The organism is Candidatus Magnetaquiglobus chichijimensis (assembly GCF_045865675.1).
Lineage (GTDB): Bacteria > Pseudomonadota > Magnetococcia > Magnetococcales > Magnetaquicoccaceae > Magnetaquiglobus > Magnetaquiglobus chichijimensis.
In genome coordinates, this window is sequence record NZ_BAAFGK010000004.1 from 2271752 (window position 1) to 2294037 (window position 22286).

At 61.7% G+C, this 22286-nt stretch carries 19 protein-coding genes; 7 read left to right on the forward strand and 12 right to left on the reverse strand.

Annotation, left to right across the window (positions count from 1 at the left end; all coding sequences use genetic code 11):
- Window positions 1-60: 60 nt before the first annotated feature.
- From ilvN to ilvB, 3 genes are all read right to left on the reverse strand, one after another.
- Window positions 61-564: an acetolactate synthase small subunit gene (gene ilvN, locus ACOY6C_RS13880; RefSeq protein ID WP_420906064.1), complete on the reverse strand. Its 504-nt coding sequence runs from the start codon at window positions 562-564 to the stop codon at window positions 61-63.
- A gap of 81 nt (window positions 565-645) precedes the next feature.
- Window positions 646-2256 (reverse strand): Fic family protein, encoded by a 1611-nt coding sequence (locus tag ACOY6C_RS13885; protein ID WP_420906065.1) that lies wholly within the window; start codon window positions 2254-2256, stop codon window positions 646-648.
- 40 nt (window positions 2257-2296) lie between these two features.
- A complete protein-coding gene (gene ilvB / locus ACOY6C_RS13890) occupies window positions 2297-3988 on the reverse strand; it encodes a biosynthetic-type acetolactate synthase large subunit (protein ID WP_420906126.1) in 1692 nt (563 codons plus the stop codon).
- A gap of 421 nt (window positions 3989-4409) precedes the next feature.
- Here ilvB and ACOY6C_RS13895 point away from each other — a divergent pair, with 421 nt between their 5' ends.
- Together ACOY6C_RS13895 and ACOY6C_RS13900 are read left to right on the forward strand one after the other, a co-directional pair.
- Window positions 4410-5891: a dynamin family protein gene (locus tag ACOY6C_RS13895; protein ID WP_420906066.1), complete on the forward strand. Its 1482-nt coding sequence runs from the start codon at window positions 4410-4412 to the stop codon at window positions 5889-5891.
- 106 nt (window positions 5892-5997) lie between these two features.
- Window positions 5998-8712, forward strand: a complete 2715-nt coding sequence (locus tag ACOY6C_RS13900) for a hybrid sensor histidine kinase/response regulator (RefSeq protein ID WP_420906127.1) — start codon at window positions 5998-6000, stop codon at window positions 8710-8712.
- A 304-nt stretch (window positions 8713-9016) separates the two neighbouring features.
- Here ACOY6C_RS13900 and ACOY6C_RS13905 read toward each other — a convergent pair whose 3' ends face one another.
- Window positions 9017-10126, reverse strand: coding sequence for a HigA family addiction module antitoxin (locus tag ACOY6C_RS13905; protein WP_420906067.1), 1110 nt, complete (start codon window positions 10124-10126; stop codon window positions 9017-9019).
- 664 nt (window positions 10127-10790) lie between these two features.
- Between ACOY6C_RS13905 and ACOY6C_RS13910 the strand changes: the two genes are divergently transcribed.
- A complete protein-coding gene (locus ACOY6C_RS13910) occupies window positions 10791-10970 on the forward strand; it encodes a hypothetical protein (protein WP_420906068.1) in 180 nt (59 codons plus the stop codon).
- Between the two features lie 80 nt (window positions 10971-11050).
- Here the strand turns inward: ACOY6C_RS13910 and fur are convergent, their stop codons facing one another.
- On the reverse strand, window positions 11051-11479 hold the full coding sequence (fur, locus tag ACOY6C_RS13915) for a ferric iron uptake transcriptional regulator (protein ID WP_420906069.1): 429 nt from the start codon (window positions 11477-11479) through the stop codon (window positions 11051-11053).
- Window positions 11480-11667: 188 nt separating this feature from the next.
- On the opposite strand from fur, the gene ACOY6C_RS13920 reads away from it, so the two are divergent.
- From ACOY6C_RS13920 to ACOY6C_RS13935, 4 genes are all read left to right on the forward strand, one after another.
- Window positions 11668-12495: an esterase/lipase family protein gene (locus tag ACOY6C_RS13920; protein ID WP_420906070.1), complete on the forward strand. Its 828-nt coding sequence runs from the start codon at window positions 11668-11670 to the stop codon at window positions 12493-12495.
- Entirely contained in the window at window positions 12492-13568 is a 1077-nt protein-coding gene (locus tag ACOY6C_RS13925; RefSeq protein ID WP_420906071.1) for a cation diffusion facilitator family transporter, read from the forward strand. The genes ACOY6C_RS13920 and ACOY6C_RS13925 overlap by 4 nt, the downstream gene beginning before the upstream one ends.
- Complete coding sequence (locus tag ACOY6C_RS13930) at window positions 13565-14755, forward strand: cytidylyltransferase domain-containing protein (protein WP_420906072.1); 1191 nt, start codon at window positions 13565-13567, stop codon at window positions 14753-14755. Before ACOY6C_RS13925 ends, ACOY6C_RS13930 begins: the two co-directional genes overlap by 4 nt.
- A 362-nt stretch (window positions 14756-15117) precedes the next feature.
- Entirely contained in the window at window positions 15118-15708 is a 591-nt protein-coding gene (locus ACOY6C_RS13935; protein ID WP_420906073.1) for a hypothetical protein, read from the forward strand.
- 7 nt (window positions 15709-15715) lie between these two features.
- Here ACOY6C_RS13935 and ACOY6C_RS13940 read toward each other — a convergent pair whose 3' ends face one another.
- The 7 genes from ACOY6C_RS13940 to ACOY6C_RS13970 all read right to left on the reverse strand — a co-directional run.
- Window positions 15716-16057: a DMT family protein gene (locus ACOY6C_RS13940; RefSeq protein ID WP_420906074.1), complete on the reverse strand. Its 342-nt coding sequence runs from the start codon at window positions 16055-16057 to the stop codon at window positions 15716-15718.
- Window positions 16058-16293: 236 nt separating this feature from the next.
- Complete coding sequence (gene der / locus ACOY6C_RS13945) at window positions 16294-17712, reverse strand: ribosome biogenesis GTPase Der (protein ID WP_420906075.1); 1419 nt, start codon at window positions 17710-17712, stop codon at window positions 16294-16296.
- On the reverse strand, window positions 17705-18892 hold the full coding sequence (locus ACOY6C_RS13950; protein ID WP_420906076.1) for an outer membrane protein assembly factor BamB family protein: 1188 nt from the start codon (window positions 18890-18892) through the stop codon (window positions 17705-17707). Before ACOY6C_RS13950 ends, der begins: the two co-directional genes overlap by 8 nt.
- A gap of 26 nt (window positions 18893-18918) precedes the next feature.
- Entirely contained in the window at window positions 18919-19563 is a 645-nt protein-coding gene (locus ACOY6C_RS13955; RefSeq protein WP_420906077.1) for a tetratricopeptide repeat protein, read from the reverse strand.
- 32 nt (window positions 19564-19595) lie between these two features.
- The gene (gene hisS / locus ACOY6C_RS13960; protein WP_420906078.1) at window positions 19596-20858 is read right to left on the reverse strand and encodes a histidine--tRNA ligase; all 1263 of its coding nucleotides are present in this window, start codon (window positions 20856-20858) and stop codon (window positions 19596-19598) included.
- A 52-nt stretch (window positions 20859-20910) separates the two neighbouring features.
- Complete coding sequence (gene ispG / locus ACOY6C_RS13965) at window positions 20911-22011, reverse strand: flavodoxin-dependent (E)-4-hydroxy-3-methylbut-2-enyl-diphosphate synthase (protein WP_420906079.1); 1101 nt, start codon at window positions 22009-22011, stop codon at window positions 20911-20913.
- A partial coding sequence (locus ACOY6C_RS13970) for a DUF4115 domain-containing protein (RefSeq protein WP_420906080.1) occupies window positions 22008-22286 on the reverse strand: 279 nt, incomplete at its 5' end. The genes ispG and ACOY6C_RS13970, both read right to left, overlap by 4 nt.

Sequence of the window (22286 nt, forward strand, 5' to 3'; positions counted from 1 at the left end):
CGACCCGTCGGAACGCCGCGCCTTTGAAATCCCTCATGATGAGACCAAAGCGATCCGGATTCAATGGCTGCTCTTGGAAACCATCCCCTTCTCGCCACGGGAGAGGGCCACCAGACCGGTGCGCACCATTTCCGTGACACCGAGCGGGGTCAGGAGGGCCAGACAGGCATCGAGTTTGCTCGAATCGCCGGTCACCTCGATCATGAACGAGGTTGGGGTGGCATCCACCACGCGGGAGCGGAAGATGTCGGCGATGCGCAACACCTCGGCGCGGGTCTCGCGATCGGTGGCCACCTTGACGAGCATCAACTCGCGCTCGACATGCGCCCCCTCGGTGAGATCCGCCACCTGGATCACGGGTACCAGTTTGTTCAGCTGTTTCAAGATCTGCTCGATGATCGAATCCTCGCCACGCGTCACCAGGGTGATGCGCGAAGTCTCGCCATCGCCGACCGGGGCCACGGTGAGGGTTTCGATGTTGAACCCCCGCGCCGAGAAGAGTCCCACCACCCGGGACAACACCCCGGCTTCGTTTTCCACCAACACCGATATGACGTGACGCATGGCGCCCTCCTGACACAGATTGCTTCCCTGAGAGTTTAACGTAATTCAAATCTCACAAAACGTCAACGCGACCCCACCGCATCACGCCGCGCCATCCTCAAACCCCACCACCTCGCGAGCCACCATCTTGTGCCACTCGCCCAAACCAATCGCCAGCGACTCCTCCAGCCACTCTTTGAACCGGGCCACGACACTCGCCTCGTCTTCCTTGTAATTGAATTGGAAGAAATCTGGAGAAGCTACCCGACAATTGGTTGTTATGTATCTGTTTTTCGAACCATCAAATTCTCTAAACAGTATAAAACTAATTGCAGTCAAAATTGTTTTATTTTCCGAATAGACCCAATGAAACGAAACTACAAATTGAAAAACTAAATTAGATATAATACTTACTCTTTCCCATTTTTCACAATTTCCCATATTGACACCAGAAAATAAATTAGACATATTCTTAAATGTTAATATTGAAATCGAAGAGAGCTTAGAATTTAATCCGGCCACAAGTGGGTCATACTTATTGCGCAATATTATTTTATCTATTATTCCAACAGATTCAAGACTTTCAAGGGATGATATAAAGCCCTTATTATTGTCAATTATAATGTCAAAATAATTTTCATCCGACGTCTTCTGTAGCACTAAATTCTCTTGCTTAATTATTTTTAACATCTCCTCGTATCTCTGCTTCGTTATAAAATCCAACATTCCCGCCAAACGATTCACCTTCTCAATTTTCGCCAATTCCTGATGATCAACCTGGGCTTTCTTATGCAGCAATTTTAACCCCGAACTCAAGATAGCCTCGGCGTGACGGTTCTCCGGGAGTTGTTGTTCAACCTCCAACGCCTTCAGGATCGAACGGCGCTGACTCCGCACGAAAAAATCGCACAGCGGTTTCAACCGGCCCTGGTCCGCCTGCTCCAACGCGTCGATGTAAACCCGGCGCTCCTCATCACGAATCACCAGAGGAAAAAGCTTGTTCTTGATAAAAACCAGACTGGCCAACGCGCGCGCCACCCGGCCATTGCCATCCTGGAACGGGTGAATCTGGGTGAAACGGTGGTGCAAGAAGGCGGCGAGCACCTCCGGCGGCGTCTCACTTTTCACATGCCCGTGGTACCAGACCAGCAGCCGCTCCATTTCATCGGCCACAAATTCCGGCGGGCAATAGTGGTGAAACGAACCATCCTCGCGCCGGGGGTTGTTGGGATGCTGCTTGTACGCCCCTTTCAGAAGCGGCACCTCGATCCGGCGGCCATCCGGGGTTTCGGCGGAAATCGACTGCTGTTGCCGGGTAAACGCGGCGTGCAGCTGGCGGATGTAGCCCTCCGACAACTCCCGTTCGCTCTTGACAAAATGGAACAGCCAATCCACCACATGGCGCTGATCCTGAATCAGGGCTGCCACCCCCTCGGCCTGGTCGCGGCTCATGTTGCCGCGATGGGCGATCAGGCTGGCTTCGATCCCCTGCTCGATCAACAACTCGGTGACGCCGCGGTCCCAGTGGTAAAGCCGTTCGATCAGACCGGTCTCAATGGCCCATTCGCGGTACAGCCGCCGCATGAACTCCTGGAAGGCCCCGCTCCCCTCCAGCTCTTCGCGCCGCTCCTGCCACACCTGGGCAAGGGCGAACAGCTCGGAGCTGGCGAGCGGGGTGACATCCTCCAGATCAGTGATGAAGGCGTATTCCACGGCACCTGGCACCGGGCAAAGAGACCCGGTGCGGCTCCTCCTAGATCAGAATCATCTCATTCAAACCCGCGCCGGCGGGCACCATGGGATAGACGTTCGCCTCACGGTTGACGCGGAAATCCATGATCACCGTGCCCGGATGGCTCAATCCCCGCTCCAGGGTCGGAATCACCTGGTCCACCCGGTCGCACACCAGACCCAACGCCCCATACGCCTCGGCGAGACGGACGAAATCCGGGGTGACGTGCATGTCCGATTCGGCGTAGCGCCGCTCGTAGAAGAACTCCTGCCACTGACGCACCATGCCCAGATAGCCGTTGTTCAGAATGATCACCTTGACCGGCAGTTTGTACTGCAAGCAGGTGGCGAACTCCTGGACGTTCATCTGGATCGACCCCTCGCCGGTGATCACCACCACCTGGGCGTCGGGTTTGGCCACCTGGGCGCCCATGCCGGCGGGCAGACCATATCCCATGGTCCCGAGTCCGCCCGAGGTGAGCCAGCGCCGCGGCTTCTCGAAGCCGTAGAACTGCGCGGCCCACATCTGATGCTGACCCACGTCCGTGGCCACGATCGCATCGCCCTTGGTGACCTGATGCAAACACTGGATCACATACTGGGGCTCGATCACCTCGCTGCCCTGGTTGAACCGCAGGCACTCCCGCTTGCGCCATTCGTTGATCTGCTCCCACCAGGGCCCCACGTCCTGCAACCCGGACTTGAAACCCGGCGCATGCACCAGATCGTTGAGCTGGGCGAGCACATGCTTCACGTCGCCCACGATCGGCAGATCCACCTTCACGTTCTTGGAGATCGAGGTAGGATCCACGTCGATGTGCATGATGGCCGCGTGGGGGGCGAACACCGACAGCTTGCCGGTCACCCGGTCGTCGAATCGGGAGCCGATGGCCACCAGCAGGTCGCAGTTGGAGACCGCCATGTTGGCCTCGTAGGTGCCGTGCATGCCGAGCATGCCGATGAAGCGTCCGTCGGCGGCAGGGAACGATCCCAGCCCCATCAGGGTGTTGGTGAGCGGAAAATTCAACCCCTCCACCAGTTTAAACAGCTCCTCCGAGGCGTTGGAGAGCACCGCGCCGCCGCCCACGTAGAGCACCGGGCGTTTGGCCTGCTGGAACATCCGGGCCCCGCGCCGGATCTGACCGACATGCCCGGACAGGGTGGGCTTGTAGGAACGGATCTTCGGTTCGGCGCCGGAGTAGACATATTCGGTCTCGGCCACGGTGATATCCTTGGGGATATCGACCAGCACCGGTCCGGGACGTCCGCTGCGGGCGATGAAGTGGGCCTCGCGCAGCACCCGCGCCAGATCGTTGACATCGCGCACCAGGAAGTTGTGTTTGGTGCAGGAGCGGGTGATGCCCACGGTATCGGCCTCCTGGAAGGCGTCGTTGCCGATGAGCGGCGCCGGCACCTGTCCGGAGATGCACAACAGCGGGATCGAATCCATGTGGGCGGTGGCCAGGCCGGTGACGGCGTTGGTGGCGCCGGGACCAGAGGTGACGATCGCCACGCCCACCCGTCCGGTGACGCGGGCGTAGCCATCGGCGGCATGCACCGCGCCCTGCTCGTGGCGGGTGAGATAGTGATGGATCCGGTGCTTGTTTTTGTAAAGCTCGTCGTAGATATACAAAACCGTGCCGCCGGGATAGCCGAACAGGGTATCGACCCCCAGATCCACCAGGGTTTGTATCACGATCTGCGCGCCCGTCATTTTCACGTTGGTTCACTCCTTGAAATGCGCAAAGACAAACTCCACCTCTGATGCATGGGACAAGCCAAAAACTATGAAGTTCCCGTCCCGACCTGTCAACCGAATCGAAAAAATTTCCGATTATCGCGTCCTCACACGAATCGCCCCGGTTGACGCCCTGCCGGCGCGGAGAGCGCAGGCATCCGCTGAGCCTGGACAGTTGTCACCATTCCAGAATATCACTTTTTAAGGCCCACGAACACCAAGAATCGGGAGCCGCGCCTTTAGATCCGTCCCAAGGCGTGATAGGATCTCGTGGCGTCCGGATTCGCGAGAGGAAGCCGGCCAGGAACCCGGAACCGAACGATCCACGGATCCCCACGGCACCCCCGAGGATCCCACGTACGCATCACCCATCATGCCATCAACCCGGAGCGACTTCATGTTCACCAGCGCCAGCAGCCAAGTGGATCGCCGTCTCAACAGCCTCGAAAAACATCTGCAACAGGAAAACCCCGTCCTGCTTCAGGTGGTCCAAACCTTCCGCGAACTCGATCAGGTCGCCTATCGCATGGGCGTGATCAGCCGCGACGACTCGTTCGCCACCCGGGTTTCCTGGTGGCCGCTGATCTCGATCCTGGGCACCTTCTCCTCGGGAAAATCCACCTTCATCAACACCTTCATCGGTCAAAAACTCCAACGCACCGGCAATCAGGCCGTGGACGACAAGTTCACGGTGATCTGCTACAGCAAGGAGGAGAAGGTGCGCACCCTGCCGGGTCTGGCCCTGGACGCGGATCCGCGTTTCCCCTTCTATCAGATCAGCCAGCAGATCGAAAGTGTGGTCCAGGGCGAGGGCAAACGCATCGACGCCTATCTCCAGCTCAAGACCTGCCTGACCGAAAAGCTGCGCGGCAAGATCCTCATCGACTCTCCCGGCTTCGACGCCGACGCGCAACGCACCTCCACCCTGCGCATCACCGATCACATCATGAGCATCTCCGATCTGGTGCTGGTCTTCTTCGACGCCCGTCACCCGGAACCCGGCGCCATGAAGGATACCCTGGACCACCTGGTGAAAAACACCATCAACCGGGCGGATTCGAACAAGTTCCTCTTCATCCTCAACCAGATGGACTGCACGGTGCGCGAGGACAACCTCGAAGACGTCACCGCCGCCTGGCAACGCTCCCTGGCCCAGTCGGGTCTGACCGCCGGACGCTTCTACCAGATCTACAACCTCGAAGCCGCCCTGCCCATCGACGACGACACCATGCGCACCCGCTACGAAAACAAACGCCAGGAGGACATGGACGAGATCGACGAACGGATCCGGCGCGTGGAGGTGGAACGGGCCTACCGGATCATCGGCGTCCTGGAACACACCGCCAAGCAACTGATGCATCAGGTGGCGCCAAAAACCAACGAACTCCTGAAGCGGTGGCGCAAAAACACCCTGCTGCTCGATTTCGCCCTCCTGGTCACCCTCGTGGGCCTGTTCGGAGCGATCGCCTCCGCCGGCGTGCCGGTCGGCACCTGGCTCGATCTCCAAACCTGGGTCGAGCGCCCCGTCTGGGTCCAGCTCCTGGTGGGGATCCTCGCCGCCGCCTCTTTGTCGGTGATCGTCTTTTTGCACTTCCTGCTGCGCAAGTTCACCGCCACGCTCCTGATCAAGAAAATCCCCAACGAACTCGTGGATACCGATCTGCGCGAGTATGTGGAAAACGCCTTCCTGCGCAACACCCGACCCATGCGCCCCCTGCTCAACGTCCAGCCTGCCGGCTGGGGTCGCCTGGCGAAAATGAAGATCGAGAAAGTGCTCAAAAACTCCGATATGTACGTTCAGAACCTGAACGACCAGTTCACCAACCCCTCTGGTCGTGACGACGCGCCCAACCCCACCATTCAACTCGACGTGGCGTGACAGCGGCGCGCATGCGGGAATCACCGTCCCTCCCCCCTTGGTCTGGAGCCTCTCCACGCCAAGGGGAGCGGGACTCGACTCGATGGTGGCGTGACGGTTGTCGGCGATGCTCAAACGACTCTCCCTGACCTGGAAGGCCCTGTTGGCCACCATGCTGGTGGCCACCGCGACCTGGAGCCTCCTGGACCTGGTGCAGACCGACCACCTGCGAACCATCTTCCATTCGCGTCTCTCGGCGGTGCTCGGCGAAAAAGCCGCCGCCAACCGCATTCTCTTCGACAACCACATCCGCGCCTATCACCAGTCGGTGCGCCTTCTGGCCTCCCAGAAAAACTTTCTCGACTACATCGACGACTGGCCGAACATGGATGCCGCAAGTGCCCAGGTGATCCACCGCGAACGTCCGCCGCCCTGGCTGCCGCGTGCCTCGGTGTTGCGCGGTTTCACCCCCCTGCCTCTGCTTTTGCTGCTCGATCAGGATGGACGGGTGCGCGAGATCCACCAGGGACAGACCTCCCCGCCGCCCCGCGAACTCCTCGAACCCACGCCTCTGCTCATGGAGCTGAGCCACAACCAGACCTTTCTGACCGCCATCGCCGGCGCTCCCTATCTGATCACCTCCGAGACGGTGCTCGACCGCTCCGGCGACCCCAAGGCCACCCTCATGCTGGCCGCCCCCCTCAACGACGAGTTTCTGTCGCGCTTCCAGGGACCGGTGGGACGCTATACCGGTCTGGTGGCGCTGATCGAGGGGGACAAACAGACCATCATCGCCTCCAACCAGCCGGAAATCCTCCCCTCGGGCATTCCCCTCTCCGACACCTCGGGACGGTTCATGGTCTCCGGATATTCGTTCTTCGATTTCGGCTCCTCGGATCTGCTGCTGCAACTGGTGACCCTGGAATCGACGGAGACGTTGGAATCCCTGTTGAAATCGATCCTGGCCACGGAACGCCATCAACGGTTCATCACCGCCGGCGCGCTGATCATCGCCTGCCTGTTGATCATGCTCTGGATCACCCGTCACATCGAACAGATCACCCGTGACATCGTGGACTTCTCCCGCACCGTGCTCGCCTCGGTCTCGAGCGCCACCCCTGGCCAACAGGACGAACTCCAGACCCTGCGCAGCCGTTTCCGCCAGCTGGCCGACGCCATCATCGATGCCCGCGACAGTCTGAAAAGCGAACTGGAGGAGCGCAAACGGATCGAAAGCGCCATCCGCAAGCTCTCCAGGGCGGTGGAGCAGAGTCCGGCGGCGGTGATGATCACCAATCCGCAAGGGCTCATCGAGTACGTCAATCCCCAATTCACCACCCTGACCGGTTATGCCGCCGAGGAGAGCATCGGACGGGATCCGGGGTTTCTCAAATCCGGCAAGACCCCGGCCTCGACCTACAAAAACCTCTGGGAGACCATCGCCTCGGGTCAGGTGTGGCGCGGCGAGCTGCACAACCGGCGCAAGGACGGCTCCACCTATTGGGAGTTGAACGCCATCTCGACCATCCAGGATCGGGAGGCAGGCACCATCCATTACATCGCGATCAAGGAGGATGTGTCGCTGCGCATCGAGATGGAGAAGGCCCTCGAACAGGCGCGCGCCGCCGCCGAGGCGGCCATTCAGGTCAAGAACGACTTCATGGCCAACATCAGCCACGAATTGCGCACCCCGCTCAACACCATCATCGGCTGCGCCAACCTGGTGACCGAAAAGAACAACGGCGAGCTGAACAAAACCCAGCGCAAATACATCAAAGAGGTGTTGTCCGCCGCGGACCGGCTCACCCTGATGATCGACGACCTGCTGGACATCTCGCGGGTGGACACCAAGCAGTTCAATCTGGAAAAGCAGCTGTTCGAATTGCGCGGTCTGGTGGAGGGGGCTGCGGCCATGGTGACCACCGAGGCGCGCACCAAGGGGTTGGCATTTTCCTGCCGGATCCAGTCCGATCTGCCGGCGCGTCTGCGCGGCGACGCGGTGCGGCTGCGGCAGGCGTTGCTGCATCTGTTGGGCAATGCCATCAAGTTCACCCCCCAGGGCAGCGTCGAGATGAGCGTGGAGATGGCCCCACCTCCGGCGCCTCCCGGCACGGTGATCATCACCATCGCCGATACCGGCATCGGCATCCCCGAGGAGCTGCACGCCACCATCTTCGACCCCTTCATCCAGGTAGACTCCTCTCTGTCTCGCCCCTACGGCGGATCGGGACTCGGACTGGCGATCACCAAGCGGATCATCGAGTTGATGGGCGGTTCGATCCGGCTGGCCAGCCGCGTCGAAGAGGGGAGCACCTTCGTGATCACCCTGCCTCTGGAGATTCCGGAGCAGGATCTCGTCGAGGCGCGCGATCAACCGGTGGTGGTGGATGCGCCTGGGGTGGCGCCCCCCGGAACCCTGGCCGGAAGCAAGGCGCTGGTGGCCGGCAAGCATCCGGTCAACCGTTTGATCTTGAAAAAACTCCTCATCGCCCGCGGCCTGGAGGTGGTCGAGGCCAGCCAGTGTCAGACCGTGGACGCGATGGTAGACGAAAGCGGTCGATCGGCATTCGATCTGGTCTGTCTGGACTGCTCCCTCTCCCCCTCGGGAGGGGTGGAGGAGGCCCGACGGTTGCGGGGATTGCCGGGCATGGCCGACACACCGGTGTTGTTGTTCGGCGGGGATGAGCGGCGGGTGGCCGAGGAGTTGCCGGGGGTGTTGATCCTGCCCAAGCCGATCCGGCGGGCGCAGGTCTATCAGGCGGTCAATCTGGCGTTGAAACTGCCGCTCGAGGGCGATCTGGAAGAGGGGGATATAAACGGGGAGAACGGCAACGACGGGTGAGGGGGGCGATTGATGACGTTCCAGCGGAATTCAAACCGCATCCAGCCTGAAATGTGTCTCTTTTACTGTTAAAAAAGAGCGCGTCTGGAACTTCCTCTCCCAGGGTTTTGATCGTGATTCTGCTTCTGACTTTGGCGCGCTCTTCTCAAAGAAGCAGTTTTCGCGCTTTTTGCGAAAACTGCACCGCGCGCAGCCTTCGCGAGCGTCGTTTCCGATGTTTGGAAACGACGCTCGTATCTTGCAAAAAAGCCTTCAAGAACCACGTTCTTCAAAATGGTTGTGATTTGGTTCACGAAATCAGATGTTATTCTTCTGTCTTCTCAGATGATTTCCAGACAAACCGCCTTTTGAGACGATACCCCCATGAAAACCCCACATGTTTTTCATATTGCAACCGTCCCACGACGATTCCTGGAGCAACACCTGATTCCTCGGCAAAAGATTCGACGGATGCAATCGTGAGAGCAGCACGTTGTACGAACGAACGCCATAAATCGGACGGGATCAGTATGTCGGCAGCAAACCGGTTCGCTTCCTCCTCCTTGTCTTGACTGTCTTCCTCACCCCATTCAAGGAATATATCCTTTTTCCCGTGCAACAGGATGTGACCGGCCTCATGAAAAAAGGTAAACCAGAACTGGTCGTCATGTTTGTAGCGCAAACTAAGCTGAATCAATGCTTTGTCTGAACCCAACCACTTGGTTGCACCGGACAGACCCGTCTGAGGGAGTTCTGGGACAAATGCCACCGCGACACCAACATCGGCGCATATCTTGACGAGACGTCGTTGAAATATTTGGGGAGCTTCCCTGGTTAGAAGGCGTGCCTCCTCCAACACGCGCCTGAAGCCATCCTTGTCATACGGCGCACAGTGGATCTTTTGTGCCTGGCGTTCTCCTTGACGCAACCAAACAGAGACGGCCTCGACATTGATGCTGCTTTTCTGAGACTGCCTGAACGCCACGGCCAACGAATCCTCACGGAAGGGCTTCCACTGCTCGCGGGATGCCACTCCAAAAAATCCAAGCAGTTCCGCTACTTGATCCGCCGCATCTCGACGAGATTCAATCCATCTGCGGTCAACCATTTTTTTGATTGGGAATCGATTCAACCATTCGATGTCTGCTTCCAGCCTTTTCCGATCCGCCAGGCGAATCATGGTTTCATCGTACAGGTTCTGCAGGTTGATCCAATACTGGATGGAGCGATTGAGCACGCGCTCAAGCATCAACGCCGTTTCGTGCGTGATCGGCGATTTGCCCTTGATGATCTCGTTGATATGTTTCGGGGTCAGGCCGGTACGGCTGGCCAGTTCGGCTTGACTCATGGCCAGGCTATCCAGATATTCCGCCAAGATCTCCCCCGGGTGGACGGCGTAATCTGGGACAAATTGATTGGCGATCAACCTAGCCATGGGTATCCTCCACACGAAGAATCGTGATCGCGGTGATTTGAGACCAATCGGTCCCACCTTCCGGTAATTGTGGTATGGGTCTGTGGGATGGTTGAAAAATCAAACGGAAGGGGTGGTCCAAGTCCATGGAGAACTCCCCTTTTCGGTCACCTTTCAATTCATGACATCGTTCCGGAAGCCTTTCAGGCGGCCAGAATTCCCTCAAATTGACCGCACTGCAGAGTGAGGCAAGCCGCATGGTGATTTTTTTGGCTTGGCGTTCACCGTACGATTTTCTTAGCAAATTCAGTTCATTAAAAGTCTTTCCTAGTTTCTCGGAACGATAAGATATTATCATAAAAATTAACCTGTCAGGTTAAGCAATTCAAGCAGAAAAACCTCTTCAGCACAAAATATCCGCCAAGAGGCTCCATAACATCACATCGAGTTAAATCATAACAGATCATGTTGACCATGCCAACAAAACGGCGTTCCGGAGGGGCATCAACTCCGCTCGAAATCACCTTGCACCCCTCCCCCGACCGTGGACCTCCCTGACGGGCGTTCCACGGTAATTTGCATGATGGGGGGAGAACCCCCTCACCCCCCGTACCGTGGACCTCCCTGACGGGCGTTCCACGGTAAAAAACTCCACCCCTGCAGAACCTGTACAGATGACACACCGGTGTTGTTGTTCGGCGGGGATGAGCGGCGGGTGGCCGAGGAGTTGCCGGGGGTGTTGATCCTGCCCAAGCCGATCCGGCGGGCGCAGGTCTATCAGGCGGTCAATCTGGCGTTGAAACTGCCGCTCGAGGGCGATCTGGAAGAGGGGGAAACGAATGGGGAGGGCGAAAACGGAGGGTGAGACGCCCCCTTGAGGCCGGGGTCACGGGGATCCGGGGGTCATGAACCCGAATCCCAAGCCGATGCGGTTGCCAACCCCCATCAATGGGGGCGGTGGGGACAGACCGCGTTCTGACAGTTCACATACAGCGACAACGAATGGTCTTGCACCGCGAAACCGCGCGCCTCGGCGATCTCCTTCTGGCGTTTCTCGATGGTGGCGTCCACGAACTCCTCCACCCGGCCACACTGCATGCAGACCAAATGGTCGTGGTGCTCCCCCTGGTTGAACTCATAGATCGCCTTGCCGGACTCGAAATGGCTGCGCATCAGCAATCCGGCGTGTTCGAACTGGGTCAGAACCCGGTAGATGGTCGCCAGACCGATCTCCTCGCCATCCGACATCAGCTTTCGGTATACGTCCTCGGCGCTCATGTGTTGACCCGCGTCGGAAACGAACAGACGCAGCACTTTCATGCGCGGCGCGGTGGCCTTGAGCCCGGCGTTCTTCAGATCCCGATTCATGTCCATGGCCATGCTCCCTATAACAAATGCCAGATCAAGGATTGCAAGATTTTTTCACCCATTCCTAAAAAACGCAATGGCAATTCATCATTATTAGCAACTGCTTGAATTCGCCGCGCGATAGGACCATAATCGGTCTGACAAGACACGCCAACTTGTCGCGCAAATCACGACATCCTCCAGGAGCCACGACCATGAAATCCCTCCTCGCGGCGTTCGCGCTACTCGTCACCACCCTGTTCATCGCCTCCACGGCCCGAAGCGATGTGCTGATCCTGGCCCACGGCTATCTCGGTTCCGCCGCCTCCTGGGAACGGAGCGGCGTGGTGCCGATGCTTGTCCAAAAGGGGTGGGAGCGGGCCGGCATTCTCTCCCTGGGACCGGGCGGCGTGACGGAAATTTCCGGCACCGGGCGGCAAGCCGAGAAAAAAATCTATCTGGTGGAACTCCCCTCCATCGCCCCCCTGGGACTCCAGGCCGATCACCTGACCCCCATGTGGCGTCTTCTGGCCCAGCGCCACCCGAACGAACCCCTCATCCTGGTCGGCCATTCGGCGGGTGGCGTGGTGCTGCGCCTCTCCCTGGTGCGCGGCGAAGTCCCCAATCCCAAGGCGCTCATCACCATCGCCTCGCCCCATCTGGGCACCCCGCGCGCCGAACAGGCCCTGAACGCCACGGATGATCCCTGGCCCATCGAAATCCTGCGCGACTTCTTCGACGATGGCGACTACCGGACCTTGCGGGTCTCCCGCGGGCTCTATCTGGACATCGTGCGCCAGCATCCGGGATCGCTCCTGTTCTGGTTGAACCACCAGCCCCACCCGGAGATCCGCTACATCTCCATCGTGCGCGGCGGACCGTTCGCCATGGGGGATTTCCTGGTTCCCGGCATCAGCCAGGATCTCAACAACGTCCCGGTCCTGCGCGGCAAGGCCACCTCCCGGATCGCCGGCGCCGGACACGAACTCTTCTGGCCCGATGGCCAACTCCTCGCCTCACTCCTGGAGAAACTGCCCCAATGATCGCTCACGCTGCCCGCCCCCTCGGCCACGACACCTCAACCTGGCGCCACGAACACAGCTTTGGTCTGAACGAAAAACTCGAGGCCGAACGTCGCACCCACTGGGTGGTCGCTCTCACCCTGGTCACCATGATCATCGAGCTGCTGGCCGGCTACGCCACCGGCTCCATGGCCCTCACCGCCGACGGCTGGCACATGGGCACCCATGCCGCAGCCCTGGGCCTGGCCGCCTTCGCCTACGCCTTCGCGCGCCGCAATGCCAACAATCCCCGCTTCACCTTCGGCTCCGGCAAGACCGGTCCGTTGGGCGGCTTCGCCAGCGCCGTGGCCTTGAGCCTCATCGCCCTGTTGATGGCGGCGGAGTCGCTGCAACGGTTGATCACCCCGACCCCGGTGGAGTTCTCCACCGCCCTGTTCGTGGCGGTGGCGGGACTGGTGGTGAATCTGGTCAGCGCCTGGCTGCTCGGCGGCGCCCACCACCACGGCCACGATCACGCGCATCCGGACCATCACGACCACGGACACCACGCCCGGCATGCCGTCCACGATGACCATCACGACCACGATGACCATCACGACCACGATGACCACGCCGACCATCACGATCACGACCATCACCCGACCCAGGCCGGCGGACATCAGGATCATAACCTGCGCGGCGCCTATCTGCACGTCATCGCCGATGCCTTGACCTCGGTGACCGCCATCGTCGCCCTGTTGTGCGGCATGACCCTGGGGTGGGTGTGGATGGATCCCCTGATGGGAATCCTCGGCTCCCTGGTGATCGCGGTCTGGGCGTATGGTTTGATCCGCGACAGCGCCAAGACCCTGCTCGACGCCGAGGATAATTTCCCGTTGCGCGATGCGATCCGCGACCGCTTTTTCGACCACGACGCCGACATCGAAATCGCCGATCTCCATCTGTGGCGGGTCAGTCCGAGCAGTCACGCCTGCATCATATCCCTCATCACCCACCATCCCGAAGGCGCGGACCACTACAAAACCCTGTTGCGCGGCATCGAGGGGCTGGATCACGTCACCGTGGAGGTGAACCACTGCCGGGCCTGCCCATGAAACTCCTCGCCATCATCCCGGCCCGCTGTGGCGCCAAGGGATCCACCAACCGGTTTCTTCAGGACCTGGGTGGACGACCCCTGCTCGCCTGGACCATCGAACACGCCCTGAACTGTCCGGCGGTCACCCGCACCGTGGTGCTCACCGATCAGGAGGAGATCGCCCAGAGCGCCCGTCTGGCCGGTGCCGAGGTGCCGATCCTGATCCCCGCCACCCTCGCCAGGGAGGGGGTCTCCCTGGAAGCCGCCCTCGCCCCCCTCATGGAGGAGTTCGCCAAACGGGAGTTCTTCAAACCCGACGCGATCATGATCCTCAGCCCCACCACGCCGTTGCGCTCCCCCGGACGGGTGACCGCCGCAGTGTGGCAGTTCCAGGCCGAGGGGGCCGATTCGCTGGTCAGCGTCTGCGCCCAACCGCAACTCTTCTGGACCAATCCGCGCAACCCCCGTCCCGGCTTCGACCTGCGCCTGCGCACCCGCATCCAGGAGATGGGCGAGGCGGAACGGAGTTTCCGCGAAAACGGCTCGATCACCATCGCCCGCGGCGAACTGTTGCGCGAAAACAAGAGTCTGGTGGGCAGCAAGGTGACCCTGTTCCTGATGGACGAAAAGGAGAGTCAGGAGATCGACACCCTGCTCAACTGCCGCCCCTCCCAGGAGTGGCGTTGCGAACGGATCGCTCCCGAACCGGTGCGCGGCTCGCCTTTGGCCTGGATGGATGCCATCGTGTTCGACTTCGATGGCGTGCTCACCGACAACCGGGTGTTGGTGAATCAGGATGGCATCGAGTCGGTGCTGTGCAGTCGCGGCGACGGCATGGGATTCGACATCCTGCGCGCGGCGGGCATTCCCGCCTTCATCATGTCCACGGAGACCAATCCGGTGGTGTCGGCCCGGGCCAGAAAACTCAAACTCCCGGTATTCCAGGCGGTGCGCGACAAGGGGGCGGCACTGGAGTCGCTCTGTCGCGAACACGGCTTCAAACCGGAGCGGATCATCTTCGTGGGCAACGACATCAACGACCTGCCGGCCATGAAGATCGCCGGCTTCCCGGTGGCGGTGGCCGATGCCCAGGCGGTGGTGCGCAAGGCGGCCTGGCGGGTCTTGAAGACGCCGGGCGGTTTTGGCATCGTGCGGGAGTTGATCGAAGGGATCCTCGGCCTGCCCGACGCCATGCCGGGGGCGTAGGGTTCCTGGATCCGCGATGACCGCTCCGTGTCGTCTTGGCCGTTAAAAAAAAGAGAACGTCCGGGAGATTCCTCGCCCAGGATTTTGACCTTGACGTTGATTGTGGCGCGCTCTTCACAAGAAGCGCTTTATCGCCTCTTTTGCGAAAAATGCGCCGCGCGCGACTTTTGCAGGCTTCACCGAAGTTACCTGACCGGTCATGAGGCTTTCTTACGATTCGCCAGGTGGATCAAGAGGTTGTCTCAAGCGAACGTTCGCAACTGCCGGATCCAGGTTCAACTGTTCGTGCGCTTTTCAACGATCCTGGCGCACCCCCATCCATTCCAGCCCCTCTCTCGCAGCACCCAGGAGATACGATTCCCATGCACTATTCCGACACCCCGAACATCACCCTGCGCGATCCCCTGGCCGAGCTGTTGGGCGCCGGCGAGGAGCCGTTCGTCTACACCTTCAACGACGCGGTGAAGCTGGCCGGACACGCCTGCCCGACCGTGGCCGGCGCCTTTCTGATGATCCGGCGCGCCATGGAACTGTTGTACCCGGGGACCATGCCGATACGCGGGGATGTTCTGATCACCGTGCCCAACCGCATCGAGGAGGGGGTCACCGGCCCGATCACCCAGATCTTCACCCTGGTGAGCGGCGCTGCGGGGCTGAACGGCTTCAAGGGGCTGGCCGGGCAACACAACCGCATGAACCTGATGCGTTTCCAGGAAGGGATGGGCAGTGCGGCCCCGTTCGTGTTCGAGGCCATCTCCACCGGACGCAAGGTGGCCCTGGTCTACTCCCCCGCCGCCATCCCGCCCGACCCGCGCATGGGGGAGATCATGCCGCTGGTGTTGAGCAACCGGGCCATGCCCGAGCTGCGCGCCGAGTTCGGTCGGTTGTGGCGCCAGAGGGTCGAGGCGATCCTGGCCGACGGCGGAACAAGCACCGTGACCCAGGTCGGATGAGACCTCTTCACGACCGGAAGATGAAATACACCGCGCCCACCAGGCACAATCCGGCCCAAAGATAATCGAGCTTCAGAGGCTGCCCCATGTAGAAAACCGCGAACGGCATGAAAACCAGCAGGGTGATCACCTCCTGCATGATCTTCAACTGCGACACCGAGAGCACCGTATAGCCGATGCGGTTGGCCGGCACCTGGAGCAGATATTCGAACAGGGCGATCCCCCAACTCACCAGCGCGGCGACATACCAGCTCCGATCCCCGAGATGCTTCAAGTGACCATACCAGGCGAAGGTCATGAAGACGTTCGAGAGGATGAGCAGAAACACGGTCAAAAGGGTCGGTTGCATGGCTCCTCGCTGACGGATAGGGAAACTCAGGATGGTCCGGTTTGATGATCCGCGAACGCGCCGGTGGTCATGGCCCGAAACCGACAACGACCACCGGCACGACAACCGCACGCCCGCATTGTCTCGCCAAAGCGACAAAATCGCCTGATTCCTTGAAAGGGGCGCGACAGACAAAGACGAAAGGCAACGATTCAAGCCCCCTACCTATCCGAGGCCTCATCCTTCGCGCCATCCGATCAAGAGGGTTTCTTCCCCGTGGTCACATAGGGATTCTCCCCACCGCGAAAATCCAACCGGATCGGCACGCCCTGAAACGCGAACCGCTCCCGCAGCCGGTTTTCCAGATAACGCCGGTAACTCTCCTCGATGGCGTCCGGACGATTCACGAAAAAGAGGATCAACGGCGGCGAACTCTTCACCTGCGACATGAAACGCAGCTTCACCGGTCGGCCCGCGGCGCGCGGAGGCGGGTTGGCCTCCACCACCTCGGCCAGCCAGCGATTCAACATGCCGGTCGAAATGCGCTTGCGTCCCGCCTCCCACACCTTGCGCACCGCCGGCAACAACCGCTCCACCCCCTGCCCGGTCCGCCCGGACAAAAACACCACCGGCGCATGATCAAAACGCGGAAATGCCAAACCCAGCTCACGCCGAAAGGCGTTCTCCGCATCCCGTCCACGCTTGCCCACCGTGTCCCATTTGTTCACCGCGAACACCAACCCGCAACCGGCCTCCAACGCATGACCGGCCACCCGTTGATCCTGCTCGCTGATGCCCCGGATCGCATCCAACACCAATACGGCGGTTTTGGCCTTCTCCATGGCGTTCAAGGCGGCGATCGCGGCATATTTCTCGATGCGCAACGCAATCCGCGCCTTGCGCCGGATGCCGGCGGTGTCCACCAGGATGTACTTCTGCCCCTTGCCGTCCACGAACGCGACATCCACCGCGTCACGGGTGGTGCCGGGAATCTCGGAGGTGACAAACCGCTCCTCGCCCAACAACCGGTTGACCAGCGTGCTCTTGCCCGCGTTCGGACAGCCCACGATGGCCACCCGCGCCACATCGTCGTCATCGCGCTTGGGAGGATGGGCGTCCGACTCGTCATCCGTCGCCGCCCGACCACGCCCCAGAGCCTGCCGCAACAGCTCATCCACCCCGGTGCCGTGGGTCGCGGAGATCGCCACGACGGGTTGCAGGCCCAGGCGGTGAAACTCCCCCACCCCCTCGGCACCCACCAACCCCTCGGCCTTGTTGACCACGCACACCACCGGCTTGCCGCCACGCCGCAGACGCCGCGCCAGCTCCTGGTCATCCGGCAACGGACCGACCCGCGCATCCAGCACCAGCAGCAGGACATCCGCCTCCTGGATCGCCAGCTCCACCTGATGGCGCATGCGCTCCATCAACGGCTCGCGTTCGTCGAACTCGAAACCGCCGGTATCCACCACCCGGAACGGCTTGCCATCCCACACCGCGTGACCGTACTTGCGGTCACGGGTCAGACCCGGCGTATCGTCCACCAGAGCCGCCCGGCTGCGGGTCATCCGGTTGAACAGCGAGGACTTGCCGACATTCGGACGCCCCACCAACGCCAACAGCGGTCCGGAACCCCGCCTCTCCTCCACGGACTCCGTGGCCCCGTCCTTATTCATAACGCAGCAGATCACCCCTGTTCGTCCAAAAATAAACCCCATCCGCGGCCACCACCGGCAACGACAACACCGCTCCCGGCAGCGACTCGCGACCCAGCACCCGTCCGCTGGCCGGATCGAGGGTGTACAACCGTTCCTGATCGTCGGCCACCACCAGCCGATCCTTGTGGAGCACCGGAGAGGTCAACTGCCCATCGCTCAGGCGCACCCGCCACAGCTCGATGCCGTCATCCGCGCCGATGGCCGAGACATACCCCTCCAGATCGACGACGAACAGGCGATCCATCGACCAGAGAGGCTGACGCACGGCGGAGAGCCGCTTTTCCCAGATCCGGTTGCCCGTGCCCGCCTGACAGGCGATCAACCGCCCCTGATGGTTGACCATGTAGGCCTTGCGTGCGCCCAATCGCGGTCCCTGCACCTCGGAGAAGACCACCGAGGCATCCACATCCTGCATCAGATCCAGCTCACTGCTGCCGCCCAGCACGCGCAGGTTGTCGGACCACGCTTTCTGACCGTTGTCGGAGCGCAAGGCGAACACCTCGCCCGAGGAGTAGCCGACGAACACCAGACCGTCCGCGAACGTGGGGGTGGAGGAGCCCATCACCACCAGCCCCTCGGCCAGGGTGGAATGGCTCCAAACCGGCTGACCGGTGGTGGCATCCAGGGCATGGGAGCGGTTGTCGAGGGTCAGCAGGATCACCTTGCCATCCACGACCAGCGGAGCCGAATCGACCGCGGTGTTCATGCGCGTTCGCCACACCTCCACGCCGGTGTTGCGCGACAGGGCGACCACCGTCCCCTGTTCGGTGCCGGCATAGACCCGCTCCCCGTCCACGGCCACGCCACCCATCACCGCCGAGCCGAGCGAGTACTCCCAAACGATATCGCCCGTGGCCCGTTTCACCCGCGCCACGCGCCCCTGATAGGTCCCGACGTAGATCGAATCCTCATCCTTGGCCACTCTGCCGGGATGAACGAAGTGCTTGTCCGGAGAGCTGGCCACCCCCCGTTTCCAGACCAGGCGCAAACCGGTGCCCTTGCCCGGATCCGGAGCCCGAAACTGATGGCTCTCCATTTCGTCCACCTTGCCGCCCAGCCAGGTCGGCGTCGAGCATCCGGGAAGGAGCGACGCCATCAGGGTCAGGGAGACCCAACATGCCAGACCACGCTTGTTCATGCCTCAACCTCCCCGTCCACCGTTGCTCAACCGCCCATGCGCTGAATGCGCCGCTCCAACCGCTTGCGCAGACTCCCTTCCGGCTTCAGGGAGAGCGCGTCCTTGTACAGGGCCAGGGCGCCCGGGGCGTCCCCCTGCCCGGCGGTCAGCACGCCGGCCAGCTCCAGGGCATGCGGCTTGAACACCGAATCGCGGGGAATGTTCTCCAGCCGCCGCAACGCCCGCTTCGGATCATCGGAGATCACGAACGCAGCCTGCATGATGGCCAGATTCTTCAAGGGTGGCTTGGCCATGGCCGCCACCTCCTCGAGCATCAAGGCCGCCTCCTCGGTCTTGCCCTCCCGCGCCAGGATACGCGCCTCGGCAAACCGCGCCAGCAACGCATAACCATGATCCCCGTAGGTGGCCGCCACCTCGGCCAACCCCTTGCGTCCCGCCGTCTCGTCGGCGTCGCTCAAACCATCCAGGGCGGTCAGGTAGCGTTGCGCCACCTCCTGGTCGCGTTTCTTCTGGTATTCGGTCCAGCCCACATAGGCAAACAGCCCGACGAACAGCAGGATCAGACCGCCGAAGATCCATACCTTGTATTTCATCCACATGCGGGCGGCGTTTTCCACCTCCAGCTGTTCGTCAACCTCTTCAAAAATGCCCTGAATCTCAATCTGCGCCACGGTTCATTCCCCTGTCCGCTCGAAGCGTGTCCTTATCCGATTGACCTGCCCAACAGCGCCAGGATCCGCCCGTCCAGTTCACCCCGGGCCACCCGCTCCTGACTGCCGCTCTCCATCGCCTTCACGGTCGCCACACCCTCCGTCAGCTCGTCCTGACCGATGATCACCGCCAACGGCGCCCGCGACCGCCCGGCATGTTTCATCTGGCTCTTCATGCCGCCACCGCCCAGGTGCATCTCCACCGCGATTCCCTTCTCCCGCAACCCCTCGGCGATCCGTACCGCCTCGGCCTCCACCACCCCATCCCCGACCGCCACCAGATAGAGATCCGCCACCTCGGGCGCTCCCAAGGATTCATCCATCAGCATCAACAGCCGTTCCATGCCCATGGCAAAGCCGATCGCCGGGGTGGACACCCCGCCCATCTCCGCCACCAACCCGTCGTAGCGTCCGCCGGCGGCCACGGCATTCTGGGCGCCCAACCCCCCGGCAACCGCCTCAAAGGCGGTCCGATGGTAATAGTCCAGACCGCGCACCATCAACGGATTCAACCGGTAGGGGAGCGCCAGACGGTCCAGATGGGTGAGCAACCCCTGAAAATGGCTCTCGCACCCCGCGCACAGATGATCGCGCATGTGCGGCACGCCGGCCAGCAGGGCCGGATCCTCCTCCTTGCAGTCGAGAACCCGCAGAGGATTGCGCTCCAAACGGTTCTGACAGTTGCCGCACAGTCTGGACCTGACCGACTCCAGATGGTTGACCAGCTTCTCCCGATAGGGCGCCCGACAGACGGGACAGCCCAGGGAGTTGATCTCCAGGGTCACCGCCGCGCCGATGCCGATCGCGCGCAACAGACGCAGCACCAGCGCCATCATCTCCGCGTCGGCCAGCGGCCCCTCGGGACCGAACAGTTCACAGCCGATCTGATGGAACTGCCGGTAGCGTCCCTTTTGCGGACGCTCGTAGCGGAACATCGGTCCCATGTAGAAGACCCGCCACGGCAGGGAGCGGTGCCGGCTGGTCTCGATGAACGACCGGACCGCCGAGGCGGTCCCTTCGGGACGCAGGCACAAACGCTCGCCGCCGCGATCCTCGAAAACGTACATCTCCTTTTCCACGATGTCGGTGGCCTCGCCCACGGCGCGCGAGAAGAGTTCCACCCGCTCGAACAGCGGGGTTCTCAGCTCCCGATAGCCGTATTGCGCGAAGATCCGCCGCGCGCGCTCCTCGAGAAAGCTCCAGCGCCCGCTCTCCTCGGGTGGAATGTCGCGCACGCCGCGCACGGTCTGAATCATCTCCAACTCCCTGTCCGATAACCTCGCATGCCAGGCCATCCGCGCATGCCACTCAACGCGCCGTGGATCGCATCCCCCCGGCCAACCGCTCGACCTCTTCCACCACCCGCTCGACCACGTTCCCGTCGGCCACCTTGCCGACCGCCTTGCCGGCGCGATACAACAGATTCTCCCCACCGCCCCCCACGATGCCGATGTGACTCTCCTTGGCCTCGCCCGGTCCGTTGACCACGCAACCGATGATCGAGACGGTGATGTTCTCGCGGATGTGGGCCAGGCGCTCCTCCAGACGCGCGGTCAGATCGATCACCGGCAACTCCTGACGCGAACAGGTGGGACAGGCGATGATCGTCACGCCGCGACTGCGCAACCCCAGGGCCTTGAGCAGCTCGAAGCCCACCTTCACCTCATGGACCGGATCCGCCGACAACGAGATCCGCAAGGTGTCGCCGATCCCCTCGGCCAGCAACAGCCCCAACCCCACCGCCGACTTGACCGATCCCGGCAGCAGTCCGCCGGCTTCGGTGATGCCCAGGTGCAGAGGATAATCGACCACCTCGGCCAGCCGCCGGTAAGCATCCACGGTCATCGCCACGCTGCTCGCCTTGAGACTCACCTTGATCTCGCGGTAGTCGAGATCCTCAAGCATGCGCACATGCCCCAAGGCCGATTCCACCATCGCCTCGGCGCACGGTTCGCCGTATTTGAGCAGCAGATCGCGTTCCAGGGAGCCGGCATTCACGCCGATGCGGATCGGCACGCGCCGTTCGGCGGCGGCACGGGCCACCTCGGACACCCTGGCGGACGAGCCGATGTTGCCGGGATTGAGCCGCAGCCCGTCCACTCCGTTCTCAAGGGCGATCAGGGCCAGTCGGTGGTCGAAATGGATGTCGGCGATCAGCGGCACCGGCGATCCGGCGCGCAACGGCCCCATGGCGCGTGCCGCCTCCTCGTCCGGACACGACACCCGCACGATATCCGCGCCCGCCTCGGCCAGGGCGCGGATCTGCCCCAGAGTGGCGGCCACGTCGCGGGTGTCGGTGTTGGTCATGGACTGCACGGAGATCTCCGCACCCCCGCCGACCGCGACACCCCCCACCTGGATCCGGCGCGTCGCGCGACGCGGACGGGTCAAAGCCGGCGCCCGACTCATCGTCCACCCGCCCGCTTGCGCAGCGTCTCGGCGTTGAGCTTCAACCCTTCGACCATCTCACCCGGCGCCCCCACCATCGGCACCTCCTGACTGCCCACCCGGACCTTCACCGAGGCGGCGTTGCCGAGCGTGGCCACGAAGTTCCCACCCTCCGGCACCCGGAACAGAAAACCGGGCTGCAACACCATATCCTTGACCACCATGCCGTTGGCATCGTGGATCTGCACCCAGACCAGCTCCTTGGCCTGCAACGACACCGCGTTGGGCGACTCGGG